Origin of the sequence: Neobacillus drentensis NBRC 102427 (genome assembly GCF_001591445.1) — a bacterium.
Classification (GTDB): Bacteria; Bacillota; Bacilli; order Bacillales; family Cytobacillaceae; genus Neobacillus; species Neobacillus drentensis.
On record NZ_BCUX01000047.1, the window covers coordinates 1 to 17,991 of the forward strand.

The following is a 17,991-nucleotide window of genomic DNA, read 5'->3' on the forward strand; positions in this document are numbered from 1 at the left end:
CCCCCGCCACTAGATTAGTGGCGGGTTTTGTTTTAGAACAGGCAGAAATAATGTTATGATAACGATATTGCTTTACTACTGATTTGTAAAGTGAGAATTTGTCTACAATACGGGTAGGATTATTAAAATTGATGGGATGAAAAGATGAATAAAGAAGTCTGCTTAAAGGTGAAATCAAAGTTTGTAAATAAATTAAAAAGTGGCTATCCGCTTATTTCTAAGGAAGCCGTCATAAATGTAGATGACTCCGTAGAAGAGGGTTCCATTGTTAAATTAGTTGACGAAAGGAACCAGTTTATTGCCAAAGGCTATTTTGGTAAGCAAAATAAGGGCATTGGCTGGGTACTAAGTAACAAAGAAAATGTCTCTTTTGACCAAGAGTTTTTTGAGAAAAGCTTAAAAGAAGCTATCGAGCAGAGGAAATCCTATTTTCAAAGTTCAGAAACCACTGCATTTCGGGTGTTTAATGGTGAAGGCGATGGCATCGGTGGATTAACGATCGATTATTTTGCCGGGTATTATTTGTTAACTTGGTACAGTAAGGGTATTTATCATTTTAGGGAAAGAATCATTCATGCTTTAAAGGGACTGGTTGAATTCAAAGGAATTTATCAGAAAAAGCGCTTTGATGAAAAAGGGCAATATATCGAGGAAGATGATTTTGTTGCAGGTGAAAGAGGGCAGTTTCCGCTGATCGTTAAAGAGAGCGGCGTCAACTTTGCTGTATATTTGAATGAAAGTGCCATGGTCGGTGTGTTCCTAGACCAACGGGATGTAAGACGCACAATTCGAGATAAATATTCAAAGGGGAAGTCAGTATTAAATACCTTCTCTTACACAGGGGCTTTTTCCGTGTTTGCCGCTTTAGGAGGAGCCACGAAAACGACAAGTGTTGATCTGGCCAATCGAAGCAGGAGTAAGACGAGTGAGCAGTTTACTATTAATGGTATTGACCCTGAAACGCAGGCCATTATGGTTGAAGATGTTTTCAAGTACTTTAAATATGCCGTCAAAAAACAGGTGAAGTTTGATGTGGTCATCCTTGATCCACCAAGCTTTGCACGGTCAAAGAAATTTGTCTTTAGTGCAGAAAAGGACTACAAGGATCTTCTAAAAGAAGCCATTTCGATTACAGAGGACAACGGAACCATTGTTGCATCCACGAATTGCAGTGCTTTTGGGATGGAAAAATTTAAAAGTTTTATTGATATTGCTTTTAAAGAATCTGGCAGCAGATACAAACTCTTGGAGCAATTTTCACTTCCCGAGGATTTCAAGACCAGCAAAAACTTTCCAGAAGGCAACTATTTAAAGGTCGTATTTATAAAAAAAATGAAATGAGAACGGTGCCTGACACCCACAAGAAATTTAATGTGGTGTCAGGCACTTTTTTTATTTTTAAGGGTGTTGTTTATCCATTTTTTGCACTATAATAGAGGGGAGATGTTCACTGAATTGTCAAAAATACACCTTGCTTTTCATACATAGATAAAAAAATAAGCAATTGTGGGGGGAATCGATATGATTAGAGCGGCTATTGCTGGTGTTGTTGGTTTTGTGCTTATTTTTATCGAGTCAATGATTGTAATGAACCTAAAAGGTCTAGAAACGATTGAATATGGCGGGTTAACTCCGTTTATAAATGTATGGGCTATGAACTTCTTTTTTGTATTTGCCATCCTTACACAGGTAACCAATTGGTACGTGAACAAGGAAAGTTTAAAAGAAGATAAGAGCTTTTAGAAATCACTCATCAAATAAATAAAGCGACGTCATCTGGAAGGAAGACCAGAATGGCGTCGCTTTTTGTTTAGATTAACCGTTTTGTTTTTCAGTTTTATTACCATTAAAAGCAGTTTTGCGAATGAATGGGATTACCCAACGGTCAAGACCGATGCGGCCTGCGTTATAGCCAGAGAAAAGAATAATTGCACCGATGAAAAGGTCTGTTGGAATATGAGATACCGTTCCTGCTAGGAAGAAAGAGAAGTTCATCACAAGACCAAAGAACATTGCAGCTGTTGTTAAGCATCCAAGAATAAGTCCAATTCCTACTAAAAATTCACCTAAAGGAACAATCGTATTAAAAATATCAACGTTTGGTAATGCAAAATGTTGTAAGAAATCTACGTACCAGCCATAAACAACGCTGCCGTCTGGTCCCTTTACTGGATTAGCAATAACCCCTTTTAAAAATCCTGAAGCATCGAACCCGCCAGATAATTTATGGAACCCGGCAGTGATCCAAGAATAACCGAGATATAAGCGAAGAACTGTTAAAATTCCTGCAGCAACTTTATTTTGTCGTAACCAATTGACTACCATGTGAAACACCCCTTGTTAAGTAAGTTTTATTATTTGTTCGTTAACTATGTTTTTACTATATCAAACTTATTTTGAAGTTAGGGTGAATTGTTTGCTAATTCACATATTCGTAAAAAAGATTTGAACAAATTTCAAACGAATACAAAATTCTTCATCCTGTTGCTAAGACAATCCGTAAGCGACAGGTATGAAGGACAAATCTCTTGATCTAGCGAGGACTATTGTCTTTCATCCCGCTTATGAAGGACAAATTTATTGGTCCAGTGAAGACTATTGTCTTTCATCCCGCTTATGAAGGACAAATCGCTTGCTCCAGTGAAGACTATTGTCTTTCATCCCGCTTATGAAGGACAAATACCTTGCTCCAATGAAAACTTATGTCTTTCATCCCGCTTCTAAAGAACTTTCCCGGATAAAAAAATAGAGCGTCTCTGATTCCAACTTAGAACCTGGAATCAGAGACGCTCTTGTTTGAATTAACCGTTTTGTTTTACAGTTTTATTACCATTAAAAGCAGTTTTGCGAATGAATGGGATTACCCAACGGTCAAGACCGATGCGGCCTGCGTTATAACCAGAGAAAAGAATAATTGCTCCGATGAAAAGATCTGTTGGAATATGAGATACAGTACCTGCTAAGAAGAAAGAGAAGTTCATCACAAGACCAAAGAACATTGCAGCTGTTGTTAAGCATCCAAGAATAAGTCCAAGTCCTACTAAAAATTCACCTAAAGGAACAATCGTATTAAAAATATCTACGTTTGGTAATGCAAAATGTTGTAAGAAATCTACGTACCAGCCATAAACAACGCTGCCATCTGGCCCTTTTACTGGATTAGCAATAACCCCTTTTAAAAATCCTGAAGCATCGAACCCGCCCGTTAATTTGTGGAACCCAGCTGTTATCCAAGAATAACCGATATATAAGCGAAGAACTGTTAAAATTCCTGCAGCAACTTTATTTTGTCGTAACCAATTGACTACCATGTGAAACACTCCCTATTTAAGTAAGTTTTTTTGTTTGTTCGTTAACTACATTCTTACTATATCAAACTTATTTTGAAGTTAGGGTAAATTGTTCACCATTTCACATTTCTGTAATAAAGATGTGAACATTTTATTAACGGGGTTTTAGGCTCCATCATTCGCTACTTTTGGAAAGAGTGATGAATATATATTTGTAAGAAGAAATTACATTTTTTACAAAAAAAGGCTTGATAAAACTAATACCATTAGTTAATATAAAACTAATGGTATTAGTTAAAAGGAGATGGAAACTGTGAGGATGATTAAACAGGGGTACTTGTATCAAGTTACGTTCATGGCAAATATTTTCCCGGTTAACTGTTATTTGGTGGAGGAAGAGGATGGGGTAACGTTAATTGATGCAGCGCTTGGTTTTTGTACAAAGGGGATAATGAAGGCAGCGGATACGATTGGAAAGCCGATTACCAAAATTGTGCTCACGCATGCTCATGAAGACCATGTGGGCGCACTGGATTCCATCAAAGAATTACTGCCAGATTTACCGGTGTATATTTCTATTCGTGACCACAGACTAATGAATGGAGATCGATCCCTTGATCCTCATGAGGCACAAACCCCGATTAAAGGCGGTGTGCCAAAAAAATTAAGAACGCGAGCCAATATATTATTGAAAGAAGGCGACCTGATTGGTTCCTTAACAGCGATCGAAACGCCGGGGCACACACCAGGCTCGATGTCATTTTTAGATTTGCGCACAAATGCATTGATTGCTGGAGATGCCTTTCAAACACGAGGTGGAATCGCTGTTGCAGGGGATATGAAGCCGTTGTTTCCATTCCCGTCCTTTGGCACATGGAGTAAGGAAACCGCATGGACGAGTGCACAGAAATTAGTGAATTATCAACCCGAATTACTTGCGGTTGGTCACGGAGAAATCATGATAAATCCAGTAAACGCAATGGAACGTGCAATCAAAAATCTGGAACGAAAAATAGGATAGGGAGTAATTTATATGTCACCAAGACCAAAAATCGGTCTCGATATCTCATTTATAATAGAAGCAGCGGGAGAAATTGCCGACCAATATGGGGTGCAGGAAGTTACCTTAGCAAGCTTGGCGAAGAAAATTGGGATTCGCCCGCCATCTTTATATAATCATTTTGATGGACTCCCTGGTTTAAGGAAGAAATTAGCTATTTACGGAATTGATAAACTTTATGAGGTAATGGCAGATGCAGCGATTGGGGTGTCAGGCACCGAAGCTGTGATTGCGGTAAGTCAGGCTTATGTGAATTTTGCCCGTAAGCATCCAGGGATTTATGAGGCGACGTTACTCGCCCCGGACCCAGAAGATGTGGATGTGCAGAGGGCAGGGGCGAAAATCGTTGATCTTTCTGTCCGCGTTTTGCAGGCCTATCATTTGGAAGGGGAGCATGCCCTCCATGCGGTCAGGGGTCTGCGCAGTATTTTACATGGATTTTCTGCTTTAGAGCAAAAAGGCGGCTTTAAGATGGCGTTGGATTTGAATGAAAGTTTGCTGATTATCCTTAAGGCATTTCTTGCGGGGATAGGGCAGAGGGATAGATTAATGGAAGGTTAGTAGTTGCTAATGTGGGGAAGGAGCACAGTGACCGCTCACAAGGAAAAATTCTGTCCGCGGTCACTCGCCGCTCCTTTAGGATTCACATTAAGGTACATTTTGGAGATAGAGTCCGATGGCAAGCTTTGGTATAATGGGATAAAGTTCAGTGTTAAGGGATGATCAAGATGAGTTCAGAAAAATTGGGTTTGGTATTGGATGTTGAGACAACTGGTTTAGGGCCTACCAAGGATGAAGTAATTGAGCTTGCCTTAAAATTATTTTCCTATCGAGCAGATACCGGTGAAGTTATCGATATTATCGAGGAAGACTCCTTTTTGCGTGAGCCACTTTCCCGTTCAGCAAGGAATAATTATGACACAGCTTACCGAGTTCATGGCATCCCATATGAGTTGGTTCAAGGGAAAAGCTTTTATGATGTAAAAATTAAAACGTATTTCCATCGTGCTGATTCGGTCTTCGCACATAATGCCTCCTTCGACCGAAGCTTTCTTTATCACATGTATCCAGAAGTCAACGATTTGAAGTGGTATTGTACGATGAGAAACATCCCATGGAAAAACTACGGCTTTCCCAATGGAAAATTATTGACCCTATTACAAGCACACAACATTACAAATTATCAAACACATAGAGCACTAGATGATATTACATACTTGTTGGAGTTGCTTAAGAAAACAAGTCCGAATGGTAACTTTTATCTTCAAGAAGTGCTAGAAAAGTCACCGATGAGAAAATATCAACCAACAGTTTCACGTACAAAAATGGGTTAAAAAACTAATCAAACGTTTGATTAGTTTTTTTTATAGATAGAAAAAAGCCCGGCAACATATGGACCGGGCTAAATTGCATGCATCTAGTATGTAAAAATTCTATTGTCTGCCTTCAGTGAATATTTGGAAGGTTATCCCAAATTTATCTAAAACGCTGCCGTATGCAGGGCTGAAAAACGTTTCTTGAAGTGGCATAGTCACTTGCCCGCCTTCTTGTAAGGCCTCAAAGAATTTATGTGCTTGGTCTGCGTCGTTCGTTGAAATACAGATGGTCACTTGATTTCCACTTTGATGTGGTTGGCCAGGGAAGGTATCAGAAAACATTAATTCAGTTTCGCCCACTTTAATGGTCGCATGACTTATACGATCTTTTGCTTCGGCAGGTAGTGGGAAATCCGGATTTCCTGGCATTTCTCCGAAAGATTGAGAAAAAAGAACTTGTGCATCTAAAGCCTTTTCATAAAATTGAATAGCTTCCTTGGCATTTCCATTCATCACAAAATAGGGAATCAAACGTAACGTCATCATAAATCTCTCCTCAGTTTTAAAGTTTTTTTGATATCCTCGGTTGGGTATAAGTTTGGACAGGCTGTTCAATATGTCCCACTTCTTATTATTACCGATATTCCTATTATAAAACGAAGAACAAATGTTCGCAACAGAAAGATGAGCCCACGGGAAAATATCTTCCTATGGGCTCATTTAAGTTTAGTTTAATATTGAAAGGTATTTTTCAGTAATTATCTTAAAATGATGGAGAGCGTGACCGGCGATAATGTAGGCAATGGCACGGGCTGTGACTTCCGTGTTATTGGCAAAGCCAATATTTGCCCAGGCCACATCCGGCAAATTTTGAATTAACGTTAGGGTAGCCTTTCTCGTCGCAATGAAGTCTTCGAGAATATTTTTAATTGGCAGTATATTAACTTGCGAACCTTGGACATAATCATTTTCGTCAAAACCAGCCAAAGCCGTTTGGTCACCACGACCAACTCGGAGTAAGCGGTAGCTCATAATTCTCTCAGTATCTGCCATATGGCCAAGGACTTCTTTGATGCTCCACTTATTATCGGCATAACGAAAAAGGACATCCTCTTCCGATAACGACTCAAAAAGCTCAATCGTCTTTACCAAAGTCTCTTTCAAAAGTGTTAATAAATCACCTTCTGGAACTAAGTTCACATACGGTTTGTAATACTCTGGGTATTCACTTGCTAAAGGACGTTGCGGCATATGATTTTCTCCTCTCTACTCTCAGAATTACTGACGCTAACAACTCCAATCCTACCATAATTTTCATAATAATCGAATCGATTTATTTGCATTTTCCCCTTGTAATAGTTAAAAAGGTCTTCTACATATAACATAAAACATAAAAAAGGGCTGCTGTATTCATTAATAACAGCAACCCTAATATGATTAAACCATTTTTTCAAAATGAACTCGCTTGTTAATTGCATACATGACCGGCATACCGACAGCCATTACAACAAATTCCCCAACCGCTGTTGTGAGCCATGTGAACATAAATGGCAAATCAAAAGCCAAATGAAGTTCGAGGGCAATTAAGAACATCGTGAAGGTAAAAACAAGTGTGTTAACAATCATACGAGTCCAAATATTTTTGATCAAGCGTGCACACGCAATTGTGATTAACAAGGCAAGTACGGATTGACCGACACCGAAAATGAGGTCATAAGCCTTCATAGGTGAGAAGAGAAGGTTGGTTAAAAATACACCTAAAATAATTCCATAAATATATTTTTTGTTAAAAACGATCAGATGATTGAACATCTCTGAAACTCGAAACTGGACTTGGGTAAATCCGAAGGGCTGGATTAGTGCTGAGACAGCAATGTACAATGCTGCGATAATCCCGTTTATGACAATTGCTTGCACATTGTTGTGCACTTTGCCTGTTGTGGGAGTCCCATTGGAGCTGCCACCTAGTGCTTGTGATAATGTATTATTCTCCATATTCATTTCTCCTTAGTTTTTTTTAGTGGGAGGATTTCGAACCACTCGCAATCTATTATATTATTATAAAAAATAGTATCAGTCAATGACACTATTTTTGAATAAGGAAGTTTTTTCGAAAATAATAATAAGATTCCGAATAAACTGCGGAAAAAACCTAAATCCCTAATTCAAAAGTTATTTTCTTAAAATAGAAACATCACAAGTGACAAAAACCTTGTGGTGTTTTTTTAATATTCAAGTGTCTAATATTCTGCCCCAAATCTCTGTAACCTGCTACAATAAAGTATATAGTATCCGAATGGGGTGAAAAAACATGATTCCAACAAAGCTAAATACAACCTCACGATCAAGCGAAATTGATTTACATACAATCCTGTCGAATCAAAATAAAGAAGAATTAATAAAGATTATTCTTGACCTGTCCGACGATAACCCCGATATTGAAAAACAGCTGCTTTTCAAATACACTCCTCAAAAAGACGAAATTTCATCTGCGAAAAAGCTTATTACAGCATCTATAAATGGGGCAAAAAGAAAAGGATTTATCGATTGGCGTCAAGTTGGACCAGCACTTCAAGGGGCCGAATTGACTCTTCAAAAAGCACAGGAAAAAGTAGCAAAAGGGAAATGGGAGAGTGCGGTTTTATTAGCCCTTGCTGTCATGCCGCCCGTTGTAAAAATGCTAAATTTTTCTGATGACTCAAATGGGTCGATCGGTGACGTTATGAATTGGGCGATAAGAACAATTGATGTTGCCGTTACTACTAGTCTGCCTAATCTAAATGACAAAGAGAAGAAGGGACTTTTTGACGCGATTATAAAAGAAGCTCTAAAAGCGCATTACGATGGCTGGAGCGATTGGCGCTATGCTCTTTTAAAAACTTGTACCAATTATTCTCCTGTGAAGGATTTGAGAATAAAGTTAGAAAAACAGCTGGAATCCCTCCAGTCGAGGCCAGAATCAACTTGGCATGATAGATATGAAAAAACACAAATAAAATTATTGCAATTCGAAATCATTGTACGATGTGATGGGGCTGACCGAGCGGAGAAATTTATTTATGAAAATATCCTTGAAAGTGAATTTCGTGAAAAGGCAATCGCTCTTGAACTAGGAAAAGGCGACTACAAGAAAGTGATTCAACTTTGTTTGGATGGAGAAGAAGCCGATAAGGTATATCGTGGTCTTGTCCATAAGTGGAAGGAATATCGATATCAAGCTTATGAAATGATTGGAGATATTGAACAACAGAAGCAGTTAGCAAGAGAATTGTTATTCACAAATGAATTTAGCTATTACTTAAAACTAAAAGAATTATATCCCGCAAACGAATGGGACTTTGCTTTGAAAAAAATTGTTGATGATTTTAACAAGATGGATTACCAGCCCTCTGTGTACCTGTCAATTTTAAAAGAGGAAAATTTAACGGCTGAGCTTTTAATCTATTGTCAGAATCATATCTCGACAATTACGGACCTTTATCAATATTTAATAAAAAATAATTTAGAAGAAGTAAATGAGCTTTTTACTAAGTATATTGAGTACTCAGCTGAGGAGGCCACCGATCGAAAAAAATATCGAACAGTTTGTTCCATCATAAAGACCTACAAAAAGGCGTGTGGAACAATCCATTCACATAAGCTAATTGGAGAATTAAGAGAAAAATATAAACGCCGGCCAGCGTTTATAGAAGAGCTCGGGAAAATTAGGTAAGCCGATAGGAGATCAAAGCCTGTTTTTTTCGAAGACCCTGATCGGATTAAAGTCGAAATAGTAGCACCGTAAAAGCAAGGGTCAGTCCCCGATAAGTTACGCGCGTAACTAACCGTGGGGGCTGACCCATTTTTAGTATTAGGATAGTACCTTTAACCCGACAACACCAACGATAATCACAAGCACACTAATGATGCGGCCAAGGTTTTTGGATTCACCAAACAGGAACATATTAATAAAAACAGCACCTGCCGTCCCAATCCCGACCCATACGGCATAGGCAATGCTAAGTTGAAGATACTGAAATGCCATATATAAAAATACCAACGATGCACCGAATCCGCCAATATAGAGAACTCCGTTGCTGAACGTTTTTTTCTGACTATATAATTTGAGCCCTGCTGCACCGGCAACCTCACTTGCTGCAGCTAAAAAGACAAGCAACCAGCCCATTTTTAAGCAGCTCCCTTCAAGGAGTCTTTTCCATCAGCTTCTTCTTTGTCCGAGATATTTAATCCAATCACCCCGATAACAATCATCATGATAAAAAAGGCCTTCCCAAAACTAAAGCTTTCCCCAAAAAGATAGATATCCATTAAGACCGTACCAATGGTACCTATTCCGGCGAATATTGCATAAACGGTACCGGTAGGGAGAGTCTCACATGCTTTAGGCAAAATATGATAGTCTAAAAAAATAACGCCAATGACGATGGCCCATTGCCACCACGTTTGTGCCTCATTAAATCCATATACCCAAATTAATTCAAACAAACAAGTTACACCTACGTAAATCCATGCCTTATTCATTTCTTACACCTCTTAAAAGAACGCTAGTTCCATCTTAATTAAGTCCCAGCATATTATATTAGGATACCACAATCTTTTAGAAAGTTGTTTTAAACACCTTTCCAAAGCATGGAAATTTATCTGTTTTTATATTTTCCGTGATATAAATCACGAAAACAACTCTGCTTTAACTTTATAATTATCTAAAATAGGGGAAAAACTATAAGTGGATGGTGACGAAGATGGAGTACAAACTTAAATCGCTTTATGAGGAAATAGGCGGGCAGGAAACGATTGATAAATTGGTTAATGCCTTTTATCCGCGCGTATATGCTGACCCGGAATTAAGACCATTGTTTGAAGGGGATATGGAAGAAATAAAGCGCAAGCAGAGAATGTTTTTGCCGCAATTTTTAGGAGGCCCAGCCCTTTACAGTCAGGAATTTGGCCCGCCCGCCATGCAACACAGGCATATGCCCTTTGAAGTGACACCTAGAAGAGCTGCATGCTGGCTTCGCTGCATGAAAGAAGCATTTGAAGAAATTGGCCTTGATCAGCAGCCAGCCGGACACGCATTTTATGACCGATTGACGCAAGTTGCTGGAATCATGGTGAATAGCCCGGATCGTTAATAATACAAAAGGCTCTTCTCGAATTGAGAAGAGCCCTTGACATAATTATTAAGAAATATAGGTTATTGAACTTAGAAAACTGTCCAGCTCCAGCGTCCAGCGACTAGTGTACTTCGCTCTCTTCCCTACGATAAGTCAACATCGAATCGCTCCGCTCTCCGTGTTTCCTTTATCTCAGTCAGAGCGCTCCAGTCCTGTCGTGCGCTAAACGGACGCTTCCGCTTTTCTAGTTATTTCTTTAGCTTAGCCCAAGTAGCATCCAACGCTTTTTCTGTTTCCGCTTTAGACTTTTGGCCGCCAACGTATGCTTGTAGAGAAGCGCCGAATTCTTGACCGGCACCATCAGGATACTTCATGAACTGCCAAGAGTAAGTTTTGCCTTCTTGTGAATATTTTTGAAGATCTGCACCTAGTGGTCCAATATCTTCTGCTTTTGCTTCAATGGTTTTAAATGCAGGAATGTATTTAAACTCCTTGACTAAGGCTGTTTTGCCTTCTTCAGATGTTACCATCCAGTTTAAGAAATCTTTTGCCGCTTTTTTATCAGCTTCAGGTGCTTTGTTATGAATAACCCAGTTCGTAGGAACGTCAACCATTAATTTATCTGCTTGTGCGGCATCATCCGTAAGTGCCAATGGAATGAAACCAACTTCCATGCCTGGAGTTAATTTATCCAGCATCGGCTGAATCCAGTTCCCTTGCTGAATCATTGCAGTTTCACCGTTGGCAAATTGGGTTACTTCTGTATTGTAATCAGTGGTTAATGGATTTTTATTACCATACTTAATTGTTAAGTCGACAAGCTTAAAGTAGTCATTGAAGTATTTGTTGCCTTCAATTTTATTAGTACCTTCGTTTAAACCTTTAATGAAGTTCTCGTCATCTGCTTGTTGGTAAGCAAACGGAACATTCAGCCCGTGGTTTGCTAACACCCACCATTCAGCATAGCCAACAGAGAAAGGAGTAATCCCAGCGGCTTTCAGTTTTTTCGATGCTGCCTCTAACTCTGAGTAGGTTTTTGGCAGTTCGGTGATTCCGGCCTTTGCAAATAACTTTTTATTGTAAGCAAAACCATAGCCTTCCATATTAACAGGCTGTCCATAAATTTTTCCGTCGATAGTCATAGGTAGTAGTGCGCTCTCATAGGCATCCTTTACCCAAGGCTGATCAGATAAATCTTCGAATTTATCCTTCCATGTTTGTGCCTCTTGATAACCGCCATTCCCAAAGATATCAGGAGCTTTGTTGGAAGCAAACTTCGCCTTAAGTGCTGCAGCACCGTCCGCGCCGCCACCTACTGTTTCAATATTAAAAGTAACGTCTGGATGCTCTTTTGTATACTGGTCTGTTAGCGATTTCAATTGATCAGCGATTTCAACTTTTCCATTAAAAAGATCGACCACTACTTTACCGTCTTTTTCACCACTTTTTTTATTTCCTGACGTGCTGTCACTAGAACAAGCTGTTGCTAAAAGAAGTGAAGCGGATAATACACCTGCAAGTAACGAATACTTTTTGATCCCCATTTAATTTTCCCTCCTGGTAGTTAAATCTATTTTATATTTGTCTCAGCTATCTGTCATGCAGATAGCTGAGGTTGTTCCTTATTTAATAGAACCAGATGTAATTCCTTTAATAATGTGTTTTTGCATCGCAAAGAAGAAGATTAACAACGGAATGATGCCCATGACCAATGCGGCAAGTGCCAAATCCCACTGCTTTGTATACTGTCCAAAGAAGGAGAACGTTGCCAATGGAATCGTTTTTAATTCCGGATCCTGAAGAACGAGTGATGGTAATAAGAAGTCATTCCAAATCCATAAGCTGTTTAAAATAACGATGGTAACTGTAATCGGTTTTAATAGTGGAAAAACAATCCTCCAAAATACGCCAAACCTTGTACAGCCATCAATAATTGCTGCCTCTTCAAGCTCGACAGGTATTCCTTTGATAAAACCGTGATATAAGAATATTGTCATCCCAGAGCCAAACCCTAAGTACATGATGACTAGGCCCCAGACGCTGTTTAATAGTCCAAATGTACCCGCTGTTTTGATGAGCGGAATCATAATCGATTGAAAGGGAATAATCATCGCTGCAACAAAGATCATGAAAATTACATGGCTGATCTTCTTTTTTGTTCGAACCAGCATGTACGCAGCCATCGAACAAAAGATCACTAGAACAACATTGCTTGCTATAGTAACAATTAGAGAATTTGTAAATACCTTTAAATAGTTCAATTTTTCAAAGGCGCTCACATAGTTTTGAAACTCCAGAACCTTCGGCAAGGCCGATGTGTTCGATAATATATCAGCGAATGGTTTCAAGGAGTTTGAGATCACATAATAGAAGGGAACCAAAAAGGCGATACCGAGCACGATGGCAAGGATTTCAACAATAAAGGTTTTTCCTGTATACCTGCTTCTCATTAGGACTCAACCTCCTTTTTCTTCGAATACGTTACTTGAATAACTGATATTGCTGCAACGACAAGGAAGAAAATAAGTGCTTTTGCTTCACCAATTCCATAGCGGTTATTAACAAATGCTTCTGTATAAATGTTAAGTGCTAACATTTCGGTTGACTTGAATGGACCTCCATTTGTCAGGGAAAGGTTCGCATCAAAGACCTTAAATGATGATGCCGTTGTTAAAAATAAACAAATAGTTACGGCTGGTGCCACGAGTGGCATCGTAATGTGACGAAGAATCTGCCATCGATTGGCCCCGTCAATTTTTGCTGCTTCAATTAATTCTTGAGGGACATTTTGCAGGGCAGCGATATAGATAATCATAATGTAGCCTGCACCTTGCCAAACACTGACAATCACGATTCCCCAGAAAGCGGTATTGGCATCGCCTAACCAGGCCAACTCAAAAAGCGGAATCTTGGTCAACTCTCCAATCGAAGCAAAGCCTTTGACAAAAATAAACTGCCAGATAAAACCTAATAAAAGACCACCAATCAAATTGGGCATAAAGAAAACTGTCCGTAAAATATTTCTCGTTTTCAGCATCTGGGTGACAAGTAATGCTAATCCAAACCCAATCGCATTCGTTAAGATAATAGCAACTAAAGTGTATTTCGTTGTAAGTTTGAAGGAATCCAGAAATTGCTTGTCCTTAGTAAAGATGTACTTGAAATTGTCCAAGCCCACCCATTTGACAGCTCCTGTTATCCCGTTCCAGTCTGTAAAGGCATAATAAATACCTGTGAAGAAAGGGATCAGAACAATGAGCGTAAAGGCTAACAATACGGGTCCGACAAATAGAGCAAATAATCCTGCATCTTTCAGTTTCTTATTTTTATTTAAGGAAACTGACGTTAAAGCTTTCGTATTTTTTTGAAGTTCTAATGCTGAGGTTTCAACTTTTTCCAACTTACTATGGCTATTCATTACCTGCACCTCCATACCTTCATTTTAGAGAATAATGAAAATTATGAAACGGCTTACATTGACCACTAGGGTGGAAAATATTGAACAGTAAAAATGATAGACAAGTCAATATATGCCATTTCATTGGATAAGGAATGTTGTTACAATGGAGAAAATTCATTAATTGGAGGAAGGTTAGTTCATTCTGAACTGACTAAGTTGATATATGCAGTGGGGGATTCGAAAAAAACTAATTATATTTTTATTGCTAGTAACGGTTCTTCCTTTCGGGAGTTCGATTGCGATTACTTATTATCAAACCACCAAGTCGCTTAATAATCGCTTTGTTTCGACAAACCATGATCTAATTGTGAAAGGGGAAGAAGAACTAACGGTTTATTTGGAAGATGTGGCACAAATGTCCTCCGTTCTATATCGTTACACACCTTTTATGAATGTAATGAGGGATGGACTATCACAGAATTTAGGTGCGAATCAGGAGGAAGTTCGCCGCGCACTTGCCTATTTATTTAATACACGTCCGGAGATCGAACAAATGCATCTATATATTGATATTGGAAAAGATTCGTATACGAATTATCATTCAAGAATAAGCGGGAGGGGAAAATATGAGAGTATTTTGTCGCATCCCTATTATTCCAAATTAACTCGATATGACGGCTTTTCTCTCATCGAACCACCTCATGAAATTTACAGCTATAACAATATTTCCGTCATTCCAAACTCGGAAAAGAAAAATGTGTTAAGTTTTCATAACATTCTTCGAGATGTTCCATCTGACAATTTATTAGGTTTTTTGTCAATTGATATCAATCTTTCAAAAATAAGTGCGATAGCCGACCGCTTATATACAAAGGATTTGGAAGACTTGTATATTATGGATGAAAAAGGATTCATTATCTACTCTTCAAATGAAAACGTTATCGGTAAGGAAAATAAAGAAAAGTGGTTCGGGCAAGTGAAGAAGAAATCTTCCTTAAGTAAAAGTATGGAATGGAAGGATCAACAATTCTCGGGTGTGATTGTTCATGATAAGTTTTCTGCCCCCTACAAGAATTGGTATATTGTAAAACGAATTCCTTACAATGTACTCTATCAAGGCGCTAGAGAAACGGCACTAATCAATATTTTGATCGGTATCGTGACGCTGGTTGTTGTGTTAATTGCTACCATGTTTGTTTCCTTTAAGATCACTGCCCCGATAAAGGTATTAATTGATAACATGAAAAAAGTAGAAAATGGAGAATTTAAGTCAGATTTTGGTTCCTTAGGTAACGATGAAATCGGGATGTTGGGACGGCATTTCAAATTAATGATTGCCAAAATCAATGATTTAATCGAACGAGAGTATAAATTGGATATCGAAAATAAAGAATCACAGTTGCGTGTCTTGCGTTCGCAAATTAACCCGCATTTTTTATATAACGCTCTTCAATCGATCGGGACCTTAGCATTAAAATCCAAAGCCGTGCCAGTCTATTCTTTACTCACTTCGTTATCGAAAATCATGAGATACAGTATGAATATGAAGGAAGACATTGTCCCAGTTATCTCTGAGTTGATGCATGTGAAATCCTATTTATTATTACAAAAACAACGCTTTGATGAGCAGTTTGAATTTGAATTAAATGCCTCCAAAGAAGTCCAAGAAATCCTCATACCGAAGATGATTTTACAGCCAATTGTGGAAAATTGTTTTAAACATGGGTTTGACCAGCAGTTAGAAAAAGCATTCATTCAAATTGACGCGAAGGTGCAAGAAGACGGAATGGTATCTATTTCTGTAAAAGATAATGGAATAGGAGTAAGTGAAGAACAACTACATCATATCAGGCAGGAATTATTACATGGGGTATCCAGTGAAGAGAAGCAAAGAGAAACTATCGGGTTAAAAAATATTTATGATCGCCTGCAAATCTATTATACAAATCAAGCGCGAATGTCGATTTACTGTAATGAAGAAAGTGGATTTACGGTGACCGTTCAGTTCCCTAATGGTATCCAAAAAGAGGTGAAGCATTCATGAAAGCATTAATCGTTGATGATGAAAAGCACGTTCGTGAAGGAATTAAGATATTAGGGGCTTGGGAACATAATGGAATTGATAAAATTTATGAAGCGGGGAATGGCGAAGAAGCCATTTATCTCATTCAAAAGTATAAGCCAGAGATTATTTTTTCAGATATGAAAATGCCAAAAATGGATGGTGTCTCGCTGTTAGAATGGATCAAAGAAAACCATCCCCCCAGCAAAACAATCGTAGTAACAGGCTATGATGATTACCACTATATGCGTAAAGCCATTCATTTCGGAAGCTCTGATTATCTCTTAAAGCCGATTGACCCCGAAATCTTAAATCATACCCTGGAAACAGCTGTAAAGGAATGGAAAAAAGAAGAATTAGACAGGGAAAGAAAAGAAAATAGCTCTCAATTGATCAATGAAATGAAACCAGTTTATCGTGACCGAAAGCTTACCAAGTTGATAAATAGTGATCATTTAACGGACGATTTATATGAGGGTTTCGGGATTCATTTGGCTGATCAATATCAAGTGGCCCTTGTTCGGATTAATGGAAAGACAATTGAGGCATTTCAAGGGGATCGAGATTTAGCCTATTTTACGATTCTGAATGTCATTAATGAGATTATGATGGAAAATGAGTGTGGAATTGGATTTCGTTATTTATCACATAAAGGTGAAGTCGTTATTATCTTTTGGAACAAATTTGAGCAAATCGAAGAGCTTTTAAAACGAATTTATCAGATGCTAAGGGATACGATGAATATTTCTTGTCCCATTGTTTTAGGGAAGCCGGTTAATAAGAACAACAGCTTAATGGATTCCTATCTTTTTGCCAAGCAGTTATATTTTAATCGTAATATCTTGGCTGCTGTAGAAAGTCGCGTCTATGTAAAGGACAACCTGCCAAGCCATTCATTAAGAAATCTTATGGACTACTCATCGCAAATAGAAATGGCCGTTCAAGCCGGTGAGAACGGAGCCTTTGTTGAAGTAATCCGACAAATCGAGTCTGATTTTACAGCCGACCACTTTCTAACATTAAAACAGCTGCTTCACCTAGAAAATGAATATTTGGTCATCAGCAATAAGTGGTTTAAACACTATCATCTTCCTGTTTTAGCAACAGAGGAAATCGAAAAACGGATGGATCTATTTTTCGATGAGACGGGTAACTTTAAGCTGGAAGAATACATTCAGAGAAAAAAACGAGAGATTGCTATCTTCTTGAAAAAAGTAAAGAAAAAAACCCTTCAGAAAAATAGTAACATCATTCATGAAATCGAAAAATATCTGCAGGCAAACTTCGACCGGGATGTAAAACTGCAAGAGATTTCCGAGCATTTTTATATCAGCCGAGAGTATATCTCGAGAAAATTTAAACAAGAATTTAATGTGAATATCTCAGATTATATCGTTAAATTTCGGTTGAAGAAGGCCAAATCCTTACTAAAAAACAGCCAATTAAAAATCTACGAAATTGCCAATATGATAGGCTATCAAGACGACAAATATTTTCGTAAAGTATTTAAAAAGGTCGAGGGAATTACTCCGAATGAGTATCGTGAAGTCCATATGAATCTGAAATGAGCAGAGCCGATCAGGGTTTCTGCTCATTTTTATTTTGGCAAAAGGAAAAAGCATGAACTTTTTGTAAATTAATGAGTGCTGATTTACCTATGCTTTTTTACATTATATTAATGACGTCTATAGGTTATTTACATATTGACTTAACACTTTTCAAGTACAATTTTCTAAGTAGCACATCTAG

19 protein-coding genes and 1 riboswitch are annotated in these 17,991 nt (G+C 38.2%); of the genes, 9 read left to right on the forward strand and 10 right to left on the reverse strand.

Translation table 11 applies throughout. From position 1 onward, the window contains the following. Positions 1–144: 144 nt before the first annotated feature. Positions 145–1,341, forward strand: a complete 1,197-nt coding sequence (locus tag BDR01S_RS18905; RefSeq protein ID WP_066250890.1) for a class I SAM-dependent rRNA methyltransferase — start codon at positions 145–147, stop codon at positions 1,339–1,341. A 180-nt stretch (positions 1,342–1,521) separates the two neighbouring features. After that, positions 1,522–1,743 carry a hypothetical protein gene (locus BDR01S_RS18910; RefSeq protein WP_066250891.1) on the forward strand — a complete coding sequence of 74 codons (222 nt, stop codon included), beginning with the start codon at positions 1,522–1,524 and terminating at the stop codon, positions 1,741–1,743. 72 nt (positions 1,744–1,815) lie between these two features. Here the strand turns inward: BDR01S_RS18910 and BDR01S_RS18915 are convergent, their stop codons facing one another. Then, positions 1,816–2,325 carry a DoxX family protein gene (locus BDR01S_RS18915; protein WP_066250894.1) on the reverse strand — a complete coding sequence of 170 codons (510 nt, stop codon included), beginning with the start codon at positions 2,323–2,325 and terminating at the stop codon, positions 1,816–1,818. Positions 2,326–2,801: 476 nt separating this feature from the next. Further along, on the reverse strand, positions 2,802–3,311 hold the full coding sequence (locus BDR01S_RS18920; RefSeq protein WP_066250897.1) for a DoxX family protein: 510 nt from the start codon (positions 3,309–3,311) through the stop codon (positions 2,802–2,804). Between the two features lie 292 nt (positions 3,312–3,603). Between BDR01S_RS18920 and BDR01S_RS18925 the strand changes: the two genes are divergently transcribed. The 3 genes from BDR01S_RS18925 to BDR01S_RS18935 all read left to right on the forward strand — a co-directional run bounded on the left by BDR01S_RS18925 (position 3,604) and on the right by BDR01S_RS18935 (position 5,684). After that, positions 3,604–4,311, forward strand: coding sequence for an MBL fold metallo-hydrolase (locus BDR01S_RS18925; RefSeq protein ID WP_066250900.1), 708 nt, complete (start codon positions 3,604–3,606; stop codon positions 4,309–4,311). A 12-nt stretch (positions 4,312–4,323) separates the two neighbouring features. Further along, a complete protein-coding gene (locus BDR01S_RS18930; RefSeq protein WP_066250902.1) occupies positions 4,324–4,911 on the forward strand; it encodes a TetR/AcrR family transcriptional regulator in 588 nt (195 codons plus the stop codon). 167 nt (positions 4,912–5,078) lie between these two features. Continuing rightward, positions 5,079–5,684: an exonuclease domain-containing protein gene (locus tag BDR01S_RS18935; RefSeq protein WP_066250904.1), complete on the forward strand. Its 606-nt coding sequence runs from the start codon at positions 5,079–5,081 to the stop codon at positions 5,682–5,684. Between the two features lie 99 nt (positions 5,685–5,783). Here BDR01S_RS18935 and BDR01S_RS18940 read toward each other — a convergent pair whose 3' ends face one another. From BDR01S_RS18940 to BDR01S_RS18950, 3 genes are all read right to left on the reverse strand, one after another. Further along, complete coding sequence (locus tag BDR01S_RS18940) at positions 5,784–6,209, reverse strand: VOC family protein (protein ID WP_066250907.1); 426 nt, start codon at positions 6,207–6,209, stop codon at positions 5,784–5,786. A 183-nt stretch (positions 6,210–6,392) separates the two neighbouring features. Further along, the gene (locus BDR01S_RS18945) at positions 6,393–6,917 is read right to left on the reverse strand and encodes a DinB family protein (protein WP_066250910.1); all 525 of its coding nucleotides are present in this window, start codon (positions 6,915–6,917) and stop codon (positions 6,393–6,395) included. A gap of 186 nt (positions 6,918–7,103) precedes the next feature. Further along, positions 7,104–7,667, reverse strand: coding sequence for a QueT transporter family protein (locus tag BDR01S_RS18950; protein WP_082797498.1), 564 nt, complete (start codon positions 7,665–7,667; stop codon positions 7,104–7,106). Continuing rightward, positions 7,668–7,712: riboswitch (PreQ1 riboswitch) on the reverse strand. Between the two features lie 265 nt (positions 7,713–7,977). Between BDR01S_RS18950 and BDR01S_RS18955 the strand changes: the two genes are divergently transcribed. Next, a complete protein-coding gene (locus tag BDR01S_RS18955; RefSeq protein WP_066250912.1) occupies positions 7,978–9,378 on the forward strand; it encodes a hypothetical protein in 1,401 nt (466 codons plus the stop codon). A 138-nt stretch (positions 9,379–9,516) separates the two neighbouring features. Here BDR01S_RS18955 and BDR01S_RS18960 read toward each other — a convergent pair whose 3' ends face one another. Both BDR01S_RS18960 and BDR01S_RS18965 read right to left on the reverse strand, forming a co-directional pair. Further along, a complete protein-coding gene (locus BDR01S_RS18960) occupies positions 9,517–9,831 on the reverse strand; it encodes a DMT family transporter (RefSeq protein ID WP_066250914.1) in 315 nt (104 codons plus the stop codon). Positions 9,832–9,833: 2 nt separating this feature from the next. Beyond that, on the reverse strand, positions 9,834–10,187 hold the full coding sequence (locus tag BDR01S_RS18965) for a DMT family transporter (RefSeq protein WP_066250916.1): 354 nt from the start codon (positions 10,185–10,187) through the stop codon (positions 9,834–9,836). Between the two features lie 209 nt (positions 10,188–10,396). Here BDR01S_RS18965 and BDR01S_RS18970 point away from each other — a divergent pair, with 209 nt between their 5' ends. Next, positions 10,397–10,798: a globin domain-containing protein gene (locus tag BDR01S_RS18970; protein ID WP_418303023.1), complete on the forward strand. Its 402-nt coding sequence runs from the start codon at positions 10,397–10,399 to the stop codon at positions 10,796–10,798. A gap of 230 nt (positions 10,799–11,028) precedes the next feature. On the opposite strand, the gene BDR01S_RS18975 is transcribed toward BDR01S_RS18970, so the two are convergent. The 3 genes from BDR01S_RS18975 to BDR01S_RS18985 form a co-directional block, all read right to left on the reverse strand. Then, the gene (locus BDR01S_RS18975) at positions 11,029–12,324 is read right to left on the reverse strand and encodes an ABC transporter substrate-binding protein (RefSeq protein ID WP_066250919.1); all 1,296 of its coding nucleotides are present in this window, start codon (positions 12,322–12,324) and stop codon (positions 11,029–11,031) included. Positions 12,325–12,402: 78 nt separating this feature from the next. Further along, a complete protein-coding gene (locus BDR01S_RS18980; protein ID WP_066250921.1) occupies positions 12,403–13,230 on the reverse strand; it encodes a carbohydrate ABC transporter permease in 828 nt (275 codons plus the stop codon). Then, on the reverse strand, positions 13,230–14,198 hold the full coding sequence (locus BDR01S_RS18985; protein WP_066250923.1) for a carbohydrate ABC transporter permease: 969 nt from the start codon (positions 14,196–14,198) through the stop codon (positions 13,230–13,232). The genes BDR01S_RS18980 and BDR01S_RS18985 overlap by 1 nt, the downstream gene beginning before the upstream one ends. 205 nt (positions 14,199–14,403) lie before the next feature. Between BDR01S_RS18985 and BDR01S_RS18990 the strand changes: the two genes are divergently transcribed. Further along, complete coding sequence (locus BDR01S_RS18990) at positions 14,404–16,224, forward strand: sensor histidine kinase (protein WP_066250926.1); 1,821 nt, start codon at positions 14,404–14,406, stop codon at positions 16,222–16,224. Beyond that, positions 16,221–17,810, forward strand: a complete 1,590-nt coding sequence (locus BDR01S_RS18995) for a response regulator transcription factor (protein ID WP_066250928.1) — start codon at positions 16,221–16,223, stop codon at positions 17,808–17,810. The genes BDR01S_RS18990 and BDR01S_RS18995 overlap by 4 nt, the downstream gene beginning before the upstream one ends. The last annotated feature ends 181 nt before the right edge of the window (positions 17,811–17,991 follow it).

Excerpts from the sequence above, each read along its gene's own strand:
- BDR01S_RS18905 (WP_066250890.1), top strand. The coding sequence starts at position 145 with ATGAATAAAGAAGTCTGCTTAAAGGTGAAATCAAAGTTTGTAAATAAA.
- BDR01S_RS18910 (WP_066250891.1), top strand. The coding sequence starts at position 1,522 with ATGATTAGAGCGGCTATTGCTGGTGTTGTTGGTTTTGTGCTTATTTTT.
- BDR01S_RS18915 (WP_066250894.1), bottom strand. The coding sequence starts at position 2,325 with ATGGTAGTCAATTGGTTACGACAAAATAAAGTTGCTGCAGGAATTTTA.
- BDR01S_RS18920 (WP_066250897.1), bottom strand. The coding sequence starts at position 3,311 with ATGGTAGTCAATTGGTTACGACAAAATAAAGTTGCTGCAGGAATTTTA.
- BDR01S_RS18930 (WP_066250902.1), top strand. The coding sequence starts at position 4,324 with ATGTCACCAAGACCAAAAATCGGTCTCGATATCTCATTTATAATAGAA.
- BDR01S_RS18935 (WP_066250904.1), top strand. The coding sequence starts at position 5,079 with ATGAGTTCAGAAAAATTGGGTTTGGTATTGGATGTTGAGACAACTGGT.
- BDR01S_RS18940 (WP_066250907.1), bottom strand. The coding sequence starts at position 6,209 with ATGACGTTACGTTTGATTCCCTATTTTGTGATGAATGGAAATGCCAAG.
- BDR01S_RS18945 (WP_066250910.1), bottom strand. The coding sequence starts at position 6,917 with ATGCCGCAACGTCCTTTAGCAAGTGAATACCCAGAGTATTACAAACCG.
- BDR01S_RS18950 (WP_082797498.1), bottom strand. The coding sequence starts at position 7,667 with ATGAATATGGAGAATAATACATTATCACAAGCACTAGGTGGCAGCTCC.
- BDR01S_RS18955 (WP_066250912.1), top strand. The coding sequence starts at position 7,978 with ATGATTCCAACAAAGCTAAATACAACCTCACGATCAAGCGAAATTGAT.
- BDR01S_RS18960 (WP_066250914.1), bottom strand. The coding sequence starts at position 9,831 with ATGGGCTGGTTGCTTGTCTTTTTAGCTGCAGCAAGTGAGGTTGCCGGT.
- BDR01S_RS18965 (WP_066250916.1), bottom strand. The coding sequence starts at position 10,187 with ATGAATAAGGCATGGATTTACGTAGGTGTAACTTGTTTGTTTGAATTA.
- BDR01S_RS18970 (WP_418303023.1), top strand. The coding sequence starts at position 10,397 with ATGGTGACGAAGATGGAGTACAAACTTAAATCGCTTTATGAGGAAATA.
- BDR01S_RS18975 (WP_066250919.1), bottom strand. The coding sequence starts at position 12,324 with ATGGGGATCAAAAAGTATTCGTTACTTGCAGGTGTATTATCCGCTTCA.
- BDR01S_RS18980 (WP_066250921.1), bottom strand. The coding sequence starts at position 13,230 with ATGAGAAGCAGGTATACAGGAAAAACCTTTATTGTTGAAATCCTTGCC.
- BDR01S_RS18985 (WP_066250923.1), bottom strand. The coding sequence starts at position 14,198 with ATGAATAGCCATAGTAAGTTGGAAAAAGTTGAAACCTCAGCATTAGAA.
- BDR01S_RS18990 (WP_066250926.1), top strand. The coding sequence starts at position 14,404 with ATGCAGTGGGGGATTCGAAAAAAACTAATTATATTTTTATTGCTAGTA.
- BDR01S_RS18995 (WP_066250928.1), top strand. The coding sequence starts at position 16,221 with ATGAAAGCATTAATCGTTGATGATGAAAAGCACGTTCGTGAAGGAATT.